This is a genomic window from Streptomyces sp. NPDC046939, assembly GCF_040644575.1.
Taxonomy (GTDB): domain Bacteria; phylum Actinomycetota; class Actinomycetes; order Streptomycetales; family Streptomycetaceae; genus Streptomyces.
Genome location: NZ_JBEYWV010000025.1, coordinates 1 through 17,144 on the forward strand (window position 1 = coordinate 1; position 17,144 = coordinate 17,144).

Annotated in this window: 14 protein-coding genes; 6 read left to right on the forward strand and 8 right to left on the reverse strand. The window is 70.9% G+C overall.

Annotated elements, in window-relative coordinates:
- Nucleotides 1-125: 125 nt before the first annotated feature.
- Nucleotides 126-1,952: a phosphoenolpyruvate carboxykinase (GTP) gene (locus ABZ877_RS25645; protein ID WP_361075317.1), complete on the reverse strand. Its 1,827-nt coding sequence runs from the start codon at nucleotides 1,950-1,952 to the stop codon at nucleotides 126-128.
- 333 nt (nucleotides 1,953-2,285) lie between these two features.
- Between ABZ877_RS25645 and ABZ877_RS25650 the strand changes: the two genes are divergently transcribed.
- The 3 genes from ABZ877_RS25650 to ABZ877_RS25660 all read left to right on the forward strand — a co-directional run bounded on the left by ABZ877_RS25650 (nucleotide 2,286) and on the right by ABZ877_RS25660 (nucleotide 5,277).
- A complete protein-coding gene (locus ABZ877_RS25650) occupies nucleotides 2,286-2,969 on the forward strand; it encodes a hemolysin III family protein (protein ID WP_361075112.1) in 684 nt (227 codons plus the stop codon).
- A 125-nt stretch (nucleotides 2,970-3,094) separates the two neighbouring features.
- Nucleotides 3,095-4,660, forward strand: a complete 1,566-nt coding sequence (locus ABZ877_RS25655; protein ID WP_361075114.1) for an MFS transporter — start codon at nucleotides 3,095-3,097, stop codon at nucleotides 4,658-4,660.
- Nucleotides 4,661-4,665: 5 nt separating this feature from the next.
- A complete protein-coding gene (locus tag ABZ877_RS25660; protein WP_361075116.1) occupies nucleotides 4,666-5,277 on the forward strand; it encodes a TetR family transcriptional regulator in 612 nt (203 codons plus the stop codon).
- Between the two features lie 27 nt (nucleotides 5,278-5,304).
- Here the strand turns inward: ABZ877_RS25660 and ABZ877_RS25665 are convergent, their stop codons facing one another.
- Nucleotides 5,305-7,338, reverse strand: coding sequence for a thioredoxin domain-containing protein (locus ABZ877_RS25665; protein ID WP_361075118.1), 2,034 nt, complete (start codon nucleotides 7,336-7,338; stop codon nucleotides 5,305-5,307).
- Nucleotides 7,339-7,457: 119 nt separating this feature from the next.
- On the opposite strand from ABZ877_RS25665, the gene ABZ877_RS25670 reads away from it, so the two are divergent.
- Entirely contained in the window at nucleotides 7,458-10,667 is a 3,210-nt protein-coding gene (locus tag ABZ877_RS25670) for a tetratricopeptide repeat protein (RefSeq protein ID WP_361075119.1), read from the forward strand.
- Nucleotide 10,668: 1 nt separating this feature from the next.
- Here ABZ877_RS25670 and ABZ877_RS25675 read toward each other — a convergent pair whose 3' ends face one another.
- The 3 genes from ABZ877_RS25675 to mca are packed head-to-tail and all read right to left on the reverse strand — an operon-like array spanning nucleotide 10,669 to nucleotide 12,448.
- A complete protein-coding gene (locus tag ABZ877_RS25675) occupies nucleotides 10,669-11,268 on the reverse strand; it encodes a dihydrofolate reductase family protein (protein ID WP_361075121.1) in 600 nt (199 codons plus the stop codon).
- Between the two features lie 57 nt (nucleotides 11,269-11,325).
- Nucleotides 11,326-11,574, reverse strand: coding sequence for a hypothetical protein (locus ABZ877_RS25680; protein ID WP_361075123.1), 249 nt, complete (start codon nucleotides 11,572-11,574; stop codon nucleotides 11,326-11,328).
- Complete coding sequence (mca, locus tag ABZ877_RS25685; RefSeq protein ID WP_361075125.1) at nucleotides 11,567-12,448, reverse strand: mycothiol conjugate amidase Mca; 882 nt, start codon at nucleotides 12,446-12,448, stop codon at nucleotides 11,567-11,569. The genes ABZ877_RS25680 and mca overlap by 8 nt, the downstream gene beginning before the upstream one ends.
- 127 nt (nucleotides 12,449-12,575) lie before the next feature.
- On the opposite strand from mca, the gene ABZ877_RS25690 reads away from it, so the two are divergent.
- On the forward strand, nucleotides 12,576-12,983 hold the full coding sequence (locus tag ABZ877_RS25690) for a DUF4307 domain-containing protein (RefSeq protein WP_361075319.1): 408 nt from the start codon (nucleotides 12,576-12,578) through the stop codon (nucleotides 12,981-12,983).
- Nucleotides 12,984-13,152: 169 nt separating this feature from the next.
- Nucleotides 13,153-13,650, forward strand: a complete 498-nt coding sequence (gene greA / locus ABZ877_RS25695; RefSeq protein ID WP_361075127.1) for a transcription elongation factor GreA — start codon at nucleotides 13,153-13,155, stop codon at nucleotides 13,648-13,650.
- A 59-nt stretch (nucleotides 13,651-13,709) separates the two neighbouring features.
- Here the strand turns inward: greA and ABZ877_RS25700 are convergent, their stop codons facing one another.
- The 3 genes from ABZ877_RS25700 to ilvA all read right to left on the reverse strand — a co-directional run bounded on the left by ABZ877_RS25700 (nucleotide 13,710) and on the right by ilvA (nucleotide 16,974).
- Nucleotides 13,710-14,573 (reverse strand): ABC transporter permease, encoded by an 864-nt coding sequence (locus ABZ877_RS25700; protein ID WP_361075129.1) that lies wholly within the window; start codon nucleotides 14,571-14,573, stop codon nucleotides 13,710-13,712.
- Nucleotides 14,570-15,586 carry an ATP-binding cassette domain-containing protein gene (locus tag ABZ877_RS25705; RefSeq protein WP_361075131.1) on the reverse strand — a complete coding sequence of 339 codons (1,017 nt, stop codon included), beginning with the start codon at nucleotides 15,584-15,586 and terminating at the stop codon, nucleotides 14,570-14,572. The genes ABZ877_RS25700 and ABZ877_RS25705 overlap by 4 nt, the downstream gene beginning before the upstream one ends.
- Before the next feature lie 146 nt (nucleotides 15,587-15,732).
- Nucleotides 15,733-16,974 (reverse strand): threonine ammonia-lyase, encoded by a 1,242-nt coding sequence (ilvA, locus tag ABZ877_RS25710; protein WP_361075133.1) that lies wholly within the window; start codon nucleotides 16,972-16,974, stop codon nucleotides 15,733-15,735.
- Nucleotides 16,975-17,144 lie beyond the last annotated feature (170 nt).

Consider the following 17,144-nt stretch of genomic DNA (forward strand, 5'->3'; position numbering starts at 1 on the left):
CTGCTCGGTACATGAGCAGACGCGACTGCGGCTTTTTCCGTGGCTGAGCGCGCAGTTCCCCGCGCCCCTGGCGGGGCACAACTGAGCCCCCGCACGTCGTTGTGCGGGGGCTCAGCCAGGCCCGGTCAGCCGAGTCGCTGGACCAGCTTCCGGTACTCGTCCCACAGTTCCGGCGGAGTGTGATCGCCGAACGTGTTCAAGTGCTCCGGAATCAGCGCAGCTTCCTCGCGCCAGACCTCCTTGTCGACGGTGAGCAGGAACTCCAGGTCCGCGTCGGCCAGAGCCAGGCCGTCCGTGTCCAGTGAGCCCTTGGCCGGAAGGATGCCGATCGGGGTCTCGACACCTTCCGCCCGTCCGTCGAGGCGGTCGACGATCCACTTCAGGACGCGGCTGTTCTCGCCGAAGCCGGGCCACACGAAGCGCCCGTCCGCGTCCTTGCGGAACCAGTTGACGTAGTAGATCTTGGGCAGCTTCGACTGGTCCCTGCCCTGGGCGACCTTCACCCAGTGGGCCATGTAGTCGCCCATGTTGTAGCCGCAGAACGGCAGCATCGCGAACGGGTCGCGGCGCAGCTCACCGACCTTGCCCTCGGCGGCGGCGGTCTTCTCGGAGGCCACGTTGGCGCCGAGGAAGACGCCGTGGTTCCAGTCGAAGGACTCGGTGACCAGCGGCACCGCGGACGCGCGCCGTCCGCCGAAGAGGATCGCCGAGATCGGTACGCCCTTGGGGTCCTCCCACTCGGGCGCGATGATCGGGCACTGCGCGGCCGGGGTGGTGAAGCGGGCGTTGGGGTGGGCGGCGGGGGTGCCGGACTCGGGCGTCCAGTCGTTGCCCTTCCAGTCGGTGAGGTGGGCCGGGGTCTCCTCCGTCATGCCCTCCCACCAGACGTCGCCCTCGTCGGTCAGCGCGACGTTGGTGAAGACGGAGTTGCCCCACAGGGTCTTCATCGCGTTGGCGTTGGTGTGCTCGCCGGTGCCGGGCGCGACGCCGAAGAAACCGGCCTCGGGGTTGATCGCGTAGAGCCGGCCGTCCTCGCCGAACCGCATCCAGGCGATGTCGTCGCCGATCGTCTCGACGGTCCAGCCGGAGATCGTGGGCTCCAGCATGGCGAGGTTGGTCTTGCCGCAGGCCGACGGGAACGCGGCCGCGACGTACTTCGGCTCACCCTGCGGCGGCGTGAGCTTGAGGATCAGCATGTGCTCGGCGAGCCAGCCCTCGTCGCGGGCCATGACGGAGGCGATGCGCAGGGCGTAGCACTTCTTGCCGAGCAGGGCGTTGCCGCCGTAGCCGGAGCCGTAGGACCAGATCTCGCGGTCCTCGGGGAAGTGCGAGATGTACTTGGTGGAGTTGCACGGCCAGGGCACGTCCTCCTGGCCCGGCTCCAGCGGGGCGCCGAGGGTGTGGACGGCCTTGACGAAGAAGCCGTCGCTGCCCAGTTCGTCGAGGACGGCCTGGCCCATCCGGGTCATCGTGCGCATGGAGACGGCCACGTAGGCCGAATCGGTGATCTCGACGCCGATCGCGGACAGCGGCGAGCCGAGCGGGCCCATGCAGAAGGGCACGACGTACATCGTGCGGCCCTTCATGGAGCCGCGGAAGATCCCCCCGTTGCCCTCGTTGCCCTGGAAGATCTCCCGCATCTCGGCGGGGGCCTTCCAGTGGTTCGTGGGGCCGGCGTCCTCCTCCTTCTCGGAGCAGATGAACGTCCGGTCCTCGACCCGCGCGACATCGGTCGGGTCGGAGGCGGCGTAGTAGGAGTTGGGGCGCAGGGTCGGGTCGAGCTTCTTGAACGTCCCCTTCTCGACCAGTTCCTCCGCGAGCCGCTCGTACTCGGCCTCGGAGCCGTCGCACCAGACCACGCGGTCCGGCTGCGTCAGCTCGGCGATCTCGTTGACCCACGAGATCAGTTCCTGGTGCTTCGTCGGGAGGTGGTCGTCGGCCGGGAGGGTCAGGACCTGGGAAACGGGAGCCGCGATGTCGCGCGCCACGATCGCTCCTAAATGAGGGTGTCTGTGTTGGTTGCCCCGTGGGGGCCGCGACCCGGACGCCGCGCCTCCCGTTCCACTGGACCCCAGTGAGCGCTCATCCGGTGCCGACCGCACTCATTTGATCATCCGACCGTTTCGCCCATCTGTCCAGGGGGCCTCACATTCGAGCGACGTGAGCATCACCACTAGCTCCGGGCGGCGCGGAATGCTTATGGATCAGGACTTCGGGTTAACCCCCGGTGAGAGCTGACGCTCTCCATATCCATTACCTACGGTCGCGTCGGTACGATGCGAACCATGAGCGTCACCGCCAACCAGCCTGAAGTCCCCCTCGCGCAGCCTTCCTTGACGAAGCCGAGACTGCGCGGATGGCTGCACGCGGGCATGTTCCCCGCCGTGCTCGTCGCCGGTCTCTTCCTCACGGCCCTGGCGGACTCCACGCGCGGCCGGATCGCCTGTGGCATCTACGTCCTGACCGCGTGCCTGCTGTTCGGCGTGAGCGCCCTCTACCACCGCGGCAACTGGGGTCCGCGCGCGGACGGCGTCCTGCGCCGCCTCGACCACGCCAACATCTTCCTGATCATCGCGGGCACCTACACGCCGCTGACCCTGCTCCTGCTGCCCGACTCCAAGGGCGACGCGCTGCTGTGGGGGATCTGGGTGGCGGCCGCGGCGGGCATCGCCTTCCGGGTCTTCTGGGTCGGCGCCCCGCGCTGGCTCTACACCCCCTGCTACATCGCGATGGGCTGGGCGGCCGTCTTCTTCCTGCCCGACTTCATGAAGGCGGGCGGGGTCACGGTGCTGGTCCTGGTCGTCGCGGGCGGGCTGCTCTACAGCGTCGGCGGGGTCATCTACGGCATCAAGAAGCCGAACCCCTCGCCCCGCTGGTTCGGCTTCCACGAGGTGTTCCACTCCCTGACGCTCGCGGCGTTCGTCGTGCACTACGTCGGGATCTCGCTGGTGGCCTACCAGCACGCCTGACCCCTTCCCACCTGCACCGACAGGGCCGCGGCCATGAGCCGCGGCCCTTTTTCGCGCGCCCGCACCCCTGTTTGACAGTCGCTATTGATTGACACTCACTACAAACTGCGAGTTACTCTCATTTCATGGCTACTGTCACTCAGCAAGTGGAGCCGCGCCCGGACCCCCGGCGCTGGTGGGCCCTCGGGGCCCTGGTCGCGAGCATGCTCGTGCTCGGCTTCGACATGACGATCCTCAACGTGGCGCTCCCGACGATCACCGAACAGCTCGGCGCCACCACCGGCCAGCAGCAGTGGATGGCGGACGCCTACGTCGTCGTCTTCGCGGCGCTGATGCTCCCCGCCGGCCTCCTCGGCGACCGCTTCGGACGCCGCCGCATGCTCGTCACCGGGCTCGGCGTCTTCCTCGCCGCCTCCGTCGTGGGCGCCCTCACCTCCGACGTCACCTGGGTCATCGTCGCCCGCGCCCTGATGGGCGTCGGCGGCGCCTTCGTGATGCCGCTCGCCATCTCCGTACTGCCGTCACTGTTCCCGCGCGAGGAACAGACCAAGGCCATCGGCATGATCTCCGCCGCCTCCGCGCTCGGCATGCCCCTCGGCCCGGTCATCGGCGGCTGGCTCCTCAACCACTTCTGGTGGGGCGCCGTCTTCGTGATCAACGTGCCGATGGTCGCCATCGGCATCACCGCCTGCCTCTTCCTGCTGCCCGAGACGAAGGACCCGGCCGCGCCCGCCGTCGACACCGTCTCGACCGTGCTCACCGCGCTCGGCCTCGGCACCCTCGTCTACGCGATCATCGAGGGCCCCGCGAAGGGCTGGACCGACCCCCTCGTCCTCGGCGGCTTCGCCGCGGCCGTCGCCCTGCTCGGCGCGCTCGTCCTGCGTGAGCGCCGCAGCCCGCGCCCCATGCTCGACCTCTCCCTCCTCGCCCAGCGCGGCTTCCTCACCCACACCCTCGTCGCGACGTTCGCCATGTTCGTCCTCGCCGGCCTCATGTTCGTACTGCCGCAGTACCTCCAGACCGCGCTCTCCACCGACGCCCTCGGCACCGGACTGCGCGTCATCCCGCTCATGGCCGGGATGCTGTTCGCCGCGAAGCTCGCGCAGCCGCTCGTCGTCCGGTTCGGGGCGCGCGCGGTGGTCTGCGCCGCGCTGACCGTCCTCGCCTTCGCCACCTTCCTCGGCGCGCGCACCACCACCGACTCCGGCTACGGGTTCACGGCCCTGTGGCTGACGATCGCCGGGCTCGGACTGGCCTTCGCCATGATCCCCGCGATGGGCGGCGCGCTCGGCGCCCTCTCCAAGGACCAGGCGGGCCGCGGCTCCGGGCTGCTCAGCACCGTCCGCCAGACCGGCAGCGCGCTCGGCGTCGCCCTGCTCGGCGCCCTCATCGCGGGCGCCTACACGGACCGGCTCGGCACGCGCGGCCTGCCCGGCCCGGCGGCCGACGCGGCACGGGACTCGGTGATCGGCGCCCATGTCGTCGCCGGCCGGCTCGGCGACCGGGCCCTCGCGGCCTCCGCCGACGCCGCCTTCCTGCACGGCATGAACCTCGCCCTCACCGTCATCGGCATCGCCGCCCTGGTCGCGGCCGTCCTCACGGCGGTGCTCATGCCCCGCGCCGAGGCCCCGGCGCCGCACGCCACGGCCGGTACCGAGGTGGCCCCGGTCAGCGCGGATACCCGACAATGACGGTCATGGCCGCCTCAGCACAGACCCCCGAAGCCAAGCTCGGGCTCCGGGAGCGCAAGAAGCTCAAGACCCGTACGGCGATCCGCGAGGCGACGTACCGCCTCATCATGGAGCAGGGGTACGACGCGACGACCGTCGAGCAGATCGCCGAAGCCGCCGAGGTGTCGCCCTCCACCGTGTTCCGCTACTTCCCGACCAAGGAGGACATCGTCCTCACCGACGAGTTCGACCCCGTCCTCGAACGGGAGCTGCGGGCACGGCCGGCCGACGAGTCCCTCATCGACTCCCTGCGCCACGTCATCGACCACAGCCTCCAGCTCGCCTTCGACAGCGAGGACCCCGAGGTCACCCGGTTGCGCACCCGGCTCCAGGTGGAGGTGCCCGCGGTGCGCTCCCGGATGATGGAGTCGATGTCCGTCACCGGCCAGATCGTCTGCCGCGTCCTCGCCGAGCGCACCGGCCGCGACGCCGGTGACCTGGAGGTCCGGGTCTACGCGATGGCGGTCGTCGGCGCGCTCATGGAGGCCACGATGTACTGGGCCGAGCACGACCAGAAGGGCCCGGACCTGCGCGAACTGTCCGTACGGGCGCTGGACACGCTGCAACACGGCCTCTAGGACCGGGCCGCCGCCGCTCGCGGTCGGTCACCCCTGCCGGGGTTCGCCCAGCACGCGGCTGAGCCGCTCGACATCGTTCACCGGCGCGTCGCACACGAAGTGGCGGCACACGTACGCCGTCTCCCGGTCCTCGACGAGCGGCCGGCCGGCGAGCAGCGGCAGCTCGTCGCCGCCCTCCGGGCCCGCGGCGACGACGGCGCCGGGCGCGGTCCCGGTGAGCGCCGCGTGGTGCATGCGCCCGCCGACCTCCCCGACCACGGCGATCTCACGGGGCCCGTCGAGCAGGGCCTCGGCGACCGCGAGGCCGTTGCCGATGAAGCGCGGGGCGCGCGGACCCAGCGCCTTGACGACACCGAGTGCCTTCTCGGCCGCCGCGCGGTGCGGTTCGCTGCCGGTGTGGGCCGCGTACGAGAGGAGCGCTCCGGCCGCGGCGGTCCAGCCGGACGGGGTGGCGTTGTCGGTCGGGTCCTGCGGCCGGCGGATCAGCCGCTCGGCGTCGACGGCGGTGTCGTAGAGGGCGCCGGTCTCCGGATCCACGAACCGGTCGAGTACGTGGTCGAGCAGGAACCCGGCGAACTCCAGCCACACCCCCTCACCGGTCACGGAGGCCAGCGCGAGGAACCCCTCGGCGACATCGGCGTAATCCTCGAGGACCCCGCTGTTGTTGCCCACCCGCCCGTCCTTGCTGGTACGGGAGATACGGGCGAGCGGATCCATGTGCAGCCGCACGAGCAGATCACCCGCGCCGACCGCCGCGTCCACCAGGTCCTGCCGGCCGAAGTAGGCGCCGGTCTCGGCGAGAGCGGCGATCGCGAGCCCGTTCCACGCGGCGACGACCTTGTCGTCACGACCGGGAGCGGGCCGCTCGGCGCGCGCGTCACGCAACCGCTGCCGGACGGAGGCGATCTGCGCGGCGTCGAACACCTCGTCCACCCGCGGCAGTTGCAGCACGGAAGCGCCTTCCTCGAAGGTCCCTTCCTCGGTGACCCCGAAGTACCGGGCGGCGACATCGGCGTCCTCGGCGCCGAGCACCTCCCGCAACTGCGCCGGGGTCCACACGTAGAAGGCACCCTCGACATGCTTCCCGGTCGCGGGATCCTCACTGTCCGCGTCGAGCGCGGAAGCGAACCCGCCCTCGTTGGTCCGCAGTTCCCGCACCATGAAGTCGGCCGTCTCCAGGGCCACGCGCTTGGCCAGTTCGGAACCGGTCGACCGCCACAGATGCGCGTACGCACGGCACAACAGGGCGTTGTCGTACAGCATCTTCTCGAAGTGCGGCACCACGAACTCACGGTCCACGGAGTACCGCGCGAACCCGCCGCCGAGCTGGTCGTAGATCCCGCCGCGCGCCATGTGCTCACATGTGTCGACGGCCATCTGGAGCGCGCCCTCGGCACCCGTCCTGGCATGGTGGCGCAGCAGGAACTCGATCACCATCGACGGCGGGAACTTGGGCGCCCCGCCGAACCCGCCGTACGTCGCGTCGTACTCCCGCGTCAGCCCGAGCAACGCCTGCGCCAGCTCGCCCTCTCCCGGCACGTCCGTGTCCCCGAGCCCGAGTTGCCGCCCCGCGAGATCCCGCGTGATCTTCCCGGCGACCTCGGTGACCTCCCCGCGCCGGTCCGCCCACGCGTCCCGCACCCCCTGGAGCACCTGCGTGAAGGAAGGCATCCCGTGCCGCGGCTCCGGCGGGAAGTACGTCCCGAAGTAGAACGGCTCGGCATCCGGCGTCAAAAACACGGTCATGGGCCAGCCCCCGTGCCCGGTGGCGGCCTGCACGGCCTCCATGTAGACAGCGTCGACGTCGGGGCGCTCTTCGCGGTCGACCTTCACGCTGACGAAGTTGTCGTTCATGACGGCGGCGGTGGCGTCGTCCTCGAAACTCTCGTGCGCCATGACATGACACCAGTGGCAACTCGAGTACCCGACGCTGAGCAGCACCGGCACCCCCCGCCGCCGCGCCTCCTCGAAGGCCTCGGCCGACCAGGGCCACCAGTCCACCGGGTTCTCGGCGTGCTGGAGGAGGTAGGGGGACGTCTCTTGGGCCAGTCGGTTCGGCATGTCCTCCATCCTCGCCCATGTCCGCCACGGACGTGTCTTTGATCGCCGGGCCCCTCGCGCCTTCACCCCATACGCAGGACACTTGACCCGGAACTGTCACCACCGGAGGGGGACCGACCATGCGGGACAGCCATCGGGGCGAGGCCGAGCGGCTGTTGGCCCGGGCCGTGGAGGAGGAGGTGCGGCGATCGGGCGGGCGGACGGACGGGAGCGTGTTGCTGAGCCGGGCCAAGGGCGCGCTCGATGCCATGGCGCGGACCGCCGATGAGGAGTACGTCGCGTACACGCGGGCGCTGGACGAGGCGGCGGCCGGGCAGATGTCGTTCGGGGAGAGGTTCGCGAAGGAGGGCGGGGCGACGCCGTTGATGGTGGCGGGGGTCGGGGCCGTCACCGCTGTGGTCGCCGATCTGGCGCTCGGGGCCGGGACCGGGGTCGCCATGGGCGCGGGGGCGGCCGTGGCCGTGCTCGGGGCCGCCACCACCGTGGCCAAGGTGACGGCGGCGCATCTGCCGGCGGCAAGTCGCAGCGCGGGCGCGTTGAATCAGCCGGGCGGTCCTGAGCAGTTGCGGTTGCAGTGGCTGACCGCTCTGGAGGTGCGGGGCATCCGGCCGTTCCTGGATCAGCAGCGGGTGCTCGCCGCCAGTACCGGGACGACGAAGAAGACGGCCGGGCCGGGCGCCCGGCGGACCGACAAGAGCGCGGCGGCGCGGCGGCGCAGTGTGCTTGAGCAGTCGTTCGGGCAACTGCCGGTGCCGGACGGGCCGTTCGCTGGGCGGCGGGTCGCCATGGCGCGGATCGCGCAGTGGGTGCACGCGGCGCGGGCCAGTACGGAGACGCGGCCGACGGTGGTGGTGCTGCACGGGGCGCCCGGTTCGGGGCGTACGACGCTCGCGGTGCGGGCGGCGCACGATCTGCGGGACCAGTTCCGCGGGGCGTGCGTGGTGGACCTGCGCGGGGACCGGGCGGACGCGGCGCCGCTGACGACGCGGGACGCGCTGCTGCATCTGCTGAACCGGCTGGGGGCGCCGCGCGAGCAACTGCTGTTCCGGGAGCGTTCGTCACCGGATCAGCAGGTGAAGCGGTTGAGCGAGCTGTACCACCAGCATCTGACGGGGCTTCCGGTGGTGATCGTGCTCGATGACGCCGCCGACGCCGAGCAGGTGCGGACCCTGATCCCGGAGCGGTCGGACAGTCTCGTCATCGTCACCGCGCGCAAGCCGCTGGAGCTTTCGGAGTCGACGCCCGCATGGGTGCATCACCTGCCGGTCGAGGTGCTGGACGCCGCCGGTGCCGAGGAGTTGCTGCGGGAGGCCGCCGAGGACGCGAGCGGGCCGTACGACGCCGAGTCGAGCGACGAGGTGCGGGAGTTGTGCGGCGGGCTTCCGCTGGCCCTGCGCGTCGCGGGGTCGGCGATCGGCCCCCGTACGACTCGGCAGCTCGCCGCTGACCTGGCCGCGTACGGGCCCGTCGAGCCGGTCGAGCGTGTCCTGTGGCTGCGCTACACCGACCAGTCCGACGCGGCCCGCCGCCTCCTGCGCAGGCTCGCGCTGGCGGGGCGTGCCTCGCTCGGCGCGGGTGCCGCCGCCGCGCTCCTCGCGACGGGTGAGCAGGAGGCCGCCCGGCATCTGGCGGCGTTGTCGCGCGCGGGGCTGATCGACCACGTCCGGGGCGACCGCTATCGCCTGCACGATCTGGTGCGCTCCTTCGCGCAGGCCCGCCTCGCGGACGAGGAGGAGCCGGCCGAGCGCACGGCGGCGCAGGAGCGCCTGATCCAGAACTACGCGGATCTCGCGGACTCGGTGATCCGCCTGGTCGACGGCAACATGTCCACGCGTGCGGGGCAGCCCGGCCCGCACGGCTTCACCTCCCTCGATGCCGCGCTGCGCTGGCTGGACGACGAGTCGAGCTTCATCACGGCGGCGCTGCGCCACGCGGAGGGCGTCAGCCAGGAGGCGGTCCTCGGTCTGCTCGGCGCGCTGTGCGACTACTGCCTGCTGCGCGGCGACCTGTACCGCCTCGGTGAGATCAGCGAGCTGACGCAGGCCATCGACCAGGGGCTGCTCGTGCGTTCGGTCCAGTGGCGTACGGGCATCGCGGCCCGCCAGCTCGGTGAGCTGGACAAGGCGCGGACGACGCTGACGTCGGTGGTCGACCTGTACCGGGAGGCCCACCATCGGGCGGGCGAGGCCCGCGCCCTGTGTTCGCTGGGCATCACCCTGCACCACCAGGGCCAGCTCACGGACGCGGCGGCCAAGCTGCGGGAGGCGCTCGACCTGCAGACGACGCCGGAGACGCGCGGCGACCGCGGCTGGACGCTGCACGCGCTCGCGGCCGTCGAGCGGGACCGGGCCCACGTCCACGAGTCGCTCGCCCTGCTGACCGACGCCCTCGCCCTGCACCGGGAGAACGAGTCGCTGCACGGCGAGGCGTGGGCGCACTTCCAGCTCGGGCAGCTCTGTCTGCGCATGGGCGACCTGCCGCGCGCCGACCGTGAGCTGCGAGCGGCTCTCGACCTGTACGGCCGTACGCGCGACGGGCGCGGCGAGGCGTGGGCGCTGACGCAGTTGGCCCGGGTCCGGCTGGTCGACGGTGACGCGTCGGCGGCGGTGGAGGATCTGCGCCAGGCGATCGCCCGCCACCAGGACAACGAGGACGCGCGCGGCGTGGCCTGGACCCACTACTACCTGGGCCAGGCCCTGGAGGAGACGGGCGATCTCGACCGGGCGGTGCGCGAGCTGGAACGCTCCCGCACGATGTTCTCCCGTATGCGGGACGTCTACGGTCTCGCGTGCGCCCGGCACCATTCGGCGCGGGTCACCCGCGACCAGCGGGCGGCGCAGACGGGCTCGCTGCGCAACTCCGGCTTCGCCCGGCAGCTCCTGGTGGACGCCCGCGCCGACTTCCAGCGGATCGGTGTCGCGCACGGTGAGGCGTGGACGTGTCTGGAGCTGGCGGTCGTCGACGCGGGCAACGCCCGGCTCCAGCAGGCGATGGCGCTCTGCGAGGAGGCGGCGGCGCTGTTCGCCTCGTACGGGGACCGGCGCGGCGAGGACTGGGCCGCGTTCCTGCGCTGCACGCTGCTGCCCTACGCGTCGCCGGGCGGCTCGGAGATCGGCACGGCGGTCGCCCACGAGGAGCTCTCCCAGCTCGCCCGCACCCCGAACCCGGCCCGCGACGGCAAGCTCGACGACTACCTGAGCGCGTACGCCCTGCTCCTCGAACGCGGCGTGGACCTGGACGCGGGCTGGCAGGCCTGGCGCCTGGGCATGGTCCCGAACCGGCACGCGCGAGATGTGATGGGGGTGGTGGAGAGCGCGCCGCGGCAGTGAGCTACGGCTTGCGCACCCGGTACTGAAGATGCAGCACCCGTTCCCCCTGGACGATCACGTGGGGGTCCTCCAGGAGGTGCTGGGCCTGGAGCGGGCCGAAGTAGCGCTTGCCCGTGCCGAGGATCACGGGGGCGACGTCCATCGCCACGATGTCGACCAGGCCGAGCGCGAGGGCCTGGCCGCCGATGTCCCCGGCGGTGATGGCGACGGCGCGGTCGCCCGCGAGTTCCTTGGCGCGGGTGACGGCTTCGGGGATGTCGGGGGCGAAGTGGTAGTGGGACGCCTCGGGGTGCCAGTCCGCAGGGCGGGGGCGGTGGGAGACCACGACGACGTGTTCACCGGCCGGGGGCTTGGCGTCCCAGCCGTCGGTGAGGTCGAACAGGCGGCGTCCCATGACGATCACGCCGAGGCTGTCCCAGATCGGCTGTGTGTACGCCGCGGACGCGTTGGACACACGGAGACCGCCGCCGTCGCCGAGCGGCGTGTCACCGTTGCCGTACCAGTCGAACAACGGTCCGACCTGGTCCTCGGCGTCGGCGATGTAGCCGTCCACGGAGACGACCGCGTGCATCAGTACAGGGCTCGTGTCTTCAGGACTCATGCCTGTACGACCGGGCGTGCCCGCGAAAATCATCGCGGGCCGCCCGGGAGACGGGTCCTAGGACCGCTCGGACGCCTTGCCGGAGCCCGCCGCACCGGCCGGCTCGGCGCCGGAGGCCGCCTTCTCCTTGAAGTCGACCTTGCCCATGTGCCGGTTCATCGACTTCATCAGGCCCCAGACGGCGAGCGCCATCACGGCGAAGACGATGAACCCGAGCACGCCCGGGGTCACCTTGTTCTCGTCGACCTCCTGCGCGGCAAGGGGGACGAGATGGGTCAATGCCAGATTCGATGTCACATCAGGCATTGTGACGGACGCCGGCGAAGAGGTCGTCCTCGGGGAGGGAGGTATCGACAAGAGACCTGGCCAGCTCGTACTCCTCGGTCGGCCAGACCTCCTTCTGGATCTCCATCGGGACGCGGAACCAGCCGCCGTCCGGGTCGATCTGCGTGGCGTGCGCGATGAGCGCCTTGTCGCGGATCTCGAAGAAGTCGGCGCAGGGCACGTGGGTGGTGAGCGTGCGCTCCACGCGGTCGGACTCGTCCCAGCGCTTGAGCCAGTCCGTGTACGGGGACTCGAGGCCGCGGTCGATCATGGCCTTGTGCAGGGCCTCGGTGCGGGGCCGGTTGAAGCCCTGGTTGTAGTAGAGCTTGCTGGGCTGGAAGACCGGGCCGAACTCGTCCTCGGGGTACTTCTCCGCGTCGGCCGCGCCGTCGAACGCCACCATCGTGATCTTGTGGGTCATGATGTGGTCGGGGTGCGGGTAGCCGCCGTTCTCGTCGTAGGTGGTGATCACCTGCGGTCGGAAGGAGCGGATCTGGCGGACCAGCCGGCCGGCCGCCTCGTCGACGTCCTCCAGCGCGAAGCAGCCCTCGGGCAGCGGCGGCAGCGGGTCGCCCTCGGGCAGCCCCGAGTCGACGAAGCCCAGCCAGTCCTGCTTGACGCCGAGGATCTCGCGGGCCTCCTCCATCTCCTTGCGGCGTACCTCGTGGATGTGCTCCTCGATGTACTTGTCCCCCTGGAGCTTCGGGTTGAGGATCGAGCCGCGCTCGCCTCCCGTGCAGGTCACGACATGCACGTCCACCCCCTCGGACACGTACTTGGCCATGGTGGCCGCGCCCTTCGACGACTCGTCGTCCGGGTGGGCGTGAACGGCCATCAGTCGTAGCTGCTCAGTCAAGACAAGATCCTTGGTGAATTAGGGCGCCCTGGTGTGATTCGGCGCGTTGGGCGCTTCTATAGTGACCGAACCGGGGGGCGGAAAATTCCGGTGCCCGGACCCTGGCGGGCGTGGTGGAAGGAACTGGCTGATGAGCGCCGTGCAGCAGGTGCCCGAGGGCCGCTACGGGGCGTCGCGCTCGGCCGATGCCCGCGCCGACCGGAAGCTGAAGATCGCCGCGATCGTCCTCGGCACCCTGTTCGCCGCGATGATGTGCTGGTTCGGCTGGTACTACGTGGCCGGGAACAAGTTCAGCGGCGAGATCATCGCCTTCAAGACGTACGACGACAGCGTCAAGGTCCATCTGGAGATCCGCAAGGACAGCGGCGCGAGCGGCTACTGCACCATCCGCTCGCAGGCCGCCGACGGCGCCGAGGTGGGCCGCGCGGACTTCCGCTTCTCCGGGCACGAGGACCGCATCGACAAGGTCGTCACGCTGCGCACGACGGGCGGCCGGGGCACGAGCGCGGAGCTGGTCGGCTGCCACGCGGACTGACGCCGCCCGGTCTCGTACGGGCTGACCTGCATGGTCGTAAAAACGCGGCCATATGTCCTCCCCCTTCGACCGCACAATTGTTAGGCTCGTGGTTTCGCCCACCCGTAAGGGAACATCCTTCTGGGTAGGGCGATGCTTTTTATTTCCCAGTACCTACGAGGAGCGACCTGTGACCCAGACCAGCGAAGACGTCACCTGGCTGACGCAGGAGGCGTACACCAAGCTCAAGGACGAGCTGGCGTACCTGTCTGGTCCCGCGCGCGAGGAAGTCACGCAGAAGATCGCCGCTGCGCGCGAGGAGGGCGACCTGCGGGAGAACGGCGGGTACCACGCGGCCAAAGAGGAGCAGGGCAAGCAGGAGCTCCGCATCCGCCAGCTGACCCAGCTCCTGGAGAAGGCCAAGGTCGGTGAGGCGCCCGCGGCCACCGGTGTCGTCGCTCCCGGCATGGTCGTCACGATCGCGTTCGACGGCGACGAGGACGACACGATGAGCTTCCTGCTCGCCTCCCGCGAGTACGCGAGCTCCGACATCGAGACGTACTCGCCGCAGTCGCCGCTCGGCACGGGCGTGAACGGCAAGAAGGTCGGCGAGGACGCCCAGTACGAGCTGCCGAACGGCAAGTTCGCCATGGTCAAGATCCTCAAGGCGGAGCCGTACAGCGGCTGACGCCGCACGCATGAGGCCTCCGCTGCGCCCTGCGCCGCGGGGGCCTCGTCGTACCTCGGTCAGGCCGTCGCGTTGCGGTACTTGCGGACCGCGAGGGTGCGGAAGAACAGGATGATCAGCACGGACCAGATCAGGGACGCCCACACCGGGTGCTCCATCGGCCAGGCGCCGGTGACCGACTTCGGCGCCCCGTCGATCGTGTTGCCGAACAGCTCGCGGGCCGCGGCGACGGTGGCGCTGAACGGGTTCCACTCGGCGACGTACTGCAGGAACTTCGGCATGCCGTCCACCGGCACGAACGCGTTCGAGATGAAGGTCAGCGGGAACAGCCAGATGAGGCCGCCCGAGGTCGCCGCCTCCGGGGTGCGCACGGACAGGCCGATCAGCGCGCCGATCCAGGTGAACGCGTAGCCGAGGAGCAGGAGCAGGCCGAACCCGGCGAGGACCGAACCGATGTTCTCGTGCGTGCGCCAGCCGACGAGCACGGCGACGACGGCGAGGACGGCGAGGGTCACGGCCGTCTGCACCAGGTCGGCGAGGGTGCGGCCGGTCAGGACGGCGCCGCGCGCCATGGGCAGCGAGCGGAACCGGTCGATGAGGCCCTTGTGCATGTCGTCGGCGATGCCGGCGCCCGCGCCCGCCGTGGCGAAGGTGACGGTCTGCGCGAAGATGCCCGCCATCAGGAATTCCTTGTAGGCGCTCGCGCTGCCCGCGGGCGCCCCCGGGATGTTGATGGAGCCGCCGAAGACGTACGTGAAGAGGACCACGAACATCACCGGCTGGATGACCCCGAAGAGGATCATCTCGGGGATGCGGGTCATCCGGATCAGGTTGCGCTTGGCGACGACCAGGGAGTCCCGGACGGACTGCCCGATGCCGCCCGCCGCGCGCGGGACGCGCACGCTCTGGGTGACGGCGCTCATGCGCGGACCTCCTCGGTCGGGCGCGGACCGGCGCCCCCGGTGTCCCCGGTGGAATCGGCGTCCTCCGGCTTCTCCTCCGCCACGTGTCCCGTGAGGGAGATGAACACGTCGTCCAGGGTCGGACGGCGCAGGCCGATGTCGTCGATCTCGATGCCGCGGGCGTCCAACTCGCGGATCACCTCGGCGAGCAGCTTGGCGCCGCCGGTGACGGGGACGGTCAGCTTGCGGGTGTGCTGCTCGACGGTGGCCTCGCCCTTGCCGAAGCCGGCGAGGATCTGACGGGCGGTGTCGATGTGCTCGCGCTCGTGCACGACGACCTCGACGCGCTCGCCGCCGGTCTGGGCCTTGAGCTGGTCGGAGGTGCCGCGCGCGATGACGCGGCCATGGTCGACGACGCAGATGTCGTGCGCCAGGTGGTCGGCCTCCTCCAGGTACTGGGTGGTGAGCAGCAGGGTCGTGCCGCCCGCCACCAGCTCCTGGATGACCTCCCAGAGCTGCTGCCGGTTGCGCGGGTCGAGGCCGGTGGTCGGCTCGTCCATGAACATGACCGGCGGGGAGACGACGAGCGCCGCCGCGAGGTCGAGGCGGCGGCGCATGCCCCCCGAGTACGTCTTGGAGGGCCGGTCGGCGGCGTCCGCGAGGTGGAACCGCTCCAGGAGCTCCCCGGCCCGCGCCTTCGCCTCCTTGGCCCGCATCTGGTAGAGCTGGCCGACCATCTGGAGGTTCTCGCGGCCGGTCAGGTACTCGTCGACCGCGGCGAACTGGCCGGAGAGGCCGATCGAGCGCCGTACCTCGTTCGGGTGCTTCAGTACGTCGATGCCCGCGACGACCGCCTTGCCGCTGTCCGGTGTCAGCAGCGTGGTGAGGCAGCGGACGGCCGTGGTCTTGCCCGCTCCGTTCGGTCCGAGCAGGCCCAGGACGGTGCCTTCTGGTACGTCCAGATCGACGCCGTCCAGAGCCCTTACATCGCCGAAGGTCTTCACCAGACCTTCGGCGTAGATGGCGCCTGGCATTGGTTCCCCCATGGGTTGGTGGGTGGTGCCTATGCGTTTATGTGCCGAAATTTCAGTCTCGCCGAGCTGACCGTTCCCGGCAATGGGGTGGCGCGGCGCACACCGTATCGCGATGTATCGCGTCCCCTCAACAGGTTTTCCCGGACTCAGCCGAGGACCGTGTAACCGGCGGCCCGCAGCGCCGCCCCGACCTCGGCGCAGTGCTCGGGGCCCTTGGTCTCCAGGTGCAGCTCCACCTCCGCCTCCGTGAGCCCGAGCCGCGGATCGGTCCGCACGTGGCCCACGTTCAGGACGTTAGCGTCCGCCACTGACAACACCTCGGCGATGGAGGCCAGGGCGCCGGGCCGGTCGGTGAGGCGCACCCGCAGCGACAGGTAGCGGCCCGCCGCCGCCATGCCGTGGGTGAGGATGCGCTGCATCAGGAGCGGGTCGACGTTCCCGCCGGACAGCAGCGCGACGACCGGGCCCTCGAAGGCGTCCGGCTCGCTCAGGAGCGCCGCCACGGGGCTCGCGCCCGCCGGTTCGACGACCATCTTGGCGCGCTCCAGGCAGAGCAGGAGCGCGCTCGCGAGGGCGTCCTCCGACACCGTACGGACCTCGTCGACCAGGCCGCGCACGAGCGCGAAGGGGACATCGCCGGGGCGGCCCACCTTGATGCCGTCGGCCATGGTCGCCGGGTGCGGGACCGAGACAGGGCGGCCCGCTTCCAGGGAGGGCGGGTAGGCGGCGGCGCCCGCCGCCTGCACGCCGATGACCTTCACGTCGGGGCGCAGTGCCTTGACCGCGACGGCGACGCCCGCCGCGAGCCCGCCGCCGCCGATCCCGACCACGACGGTGCGCACCTCGGGGCACTGCTCCAGGATCTCCAGGCCGAGCGTGCCCTGGCCCGCGACGATGTCCGGGTGGTCGAAGGGGTGGATGAAGACGGCGCCGGTCTCGCGCGCGTACTCCTGCGCGGCGGCCAGCGTCTCGTCGACCACTTGGCCGTGCAGGCGCACCTCGGCGCCGTAGTCCCGGGTCGCGGCGACCTTCGGGAGGGGCGCGCCGACGGGCATGAACACCGTGGAGCGCACGCCCAGGAGTGAGGAGGCGAGGGCCACGCCCTGCGCGTGGTTGCCCGCGCTGGCGGCGACGACACCGGCCGCGCGCTCCTCGGGGGAGAGCCCGGCGATGCGCACGTAGGCGCCGCGCAGCTTGAAGGAGCCGGTCCGCTGGAGGTTCTCGCACTTGAGGTGGACAGCCGTGCCGACCAGCGTGGAGAGGTGGTGGCTGTGGGACATGGAGGTCGTCCGCGCCACCCCGGAGAGCATCTTCTGGGCGCCGAGTACGTCGTCGAGGGTCACGGCGGGCAGAGGGTGCGGCAAGGAGTCAGACGCGTTGTAGCTCATGACCGAAGTCTCGCAGCTCACGGCGCGGGTCTCCCCGGATGTTCACGCTCCGAGACCGGATTGCGCAGCGCCGGTACGGCCAGCGCTTTCGCCGCGTACCCTGTGCCCCAATCCAGTGCAATCCACCACCCACGCATGAAGTGAGCCCCCGGCCATGCCCACACCACAGG

What these genes read in the sequence shown, in the direction of transcription:
- ABZ877_RS25650 (WP_361075112.1), top strand. Translation starts at nt 2,286, where the DNA reads ATGAGCGTCACCGCCAACCAGCCTGAAGTCCCCCTCGCGCAGCCTTCC.
- ABZ877_RS25655 (WP_361075114.1), top strand. Translation starts at nt 3,095, where the DNA reads ATGGCTACTGTCACTCAGCAAGTGGAGCCGCGCCCGGACCCCCGGCGC.
- ABZ877_RS25660 (WP_361075116.1), top strand. Translation starts at nt 4,666, where the DNA reads ATGGCCGCCTCAGCACAGACCCCCGAAGCCAAGCTCGGGCTCCGGGAG.
- ABZ877_RS25665 (WP_361075118.1), bottom strand. Translation starts at nt 7,338, where the DNA reads ATGCCGAACCGACTGGCCCAAGAGACGTCCCCCTACCTCCTCCAGCAC.
- ABZ877_RS25670 (WP_361075119.1), top strand. Translation starts at nt 7,458, where the DNA reads ATGCGGGACAGCCATCGGGGCGAGGCCGAGCGGCTGTTGGCCCGGGCC.
- ABZ877_RS25675 (WP_361075121.1), bottom strand. Translation starts at nt 11,268, where the DNA reads ATGAGTCCTGAAGACACGAGCCCTGTACTGATGCACGCGGTCGTCTCC.
- ABZ877_RS25680 (WP_361075123.1), bottom strand. Translation starts at nt 11,574, where the DNA reads ATGCCTGATGTGACATCGAATCTGGCATTGACCCATCTCGTCCCCCTT.
- ABZ877_RS25700 (WP_361075129.1), bottom strand. Translation starts at nt 14,573, where the DNA reads ATGAGCGCCGTCACCCAGAGCGTGCGCGTCCCGCGCGCGGCGGGCGGC.
- ABZ877_RS25705 (WP_361075131.1), bottom strand. Translation starts at nt 15,586, where the DNA reads ATGCCAGGCGCCATCTACGCCGAAGGTCTGGTGAAGACCTTCGGCGAT.
- ilvA (WP_361075133.1), bottom strand. Translation starts at nt 16,974, where the DNA reads ATGAGCTACAACGCGTCTGACTCCTTGCCGCACCCTCTGCCCGCCGTG.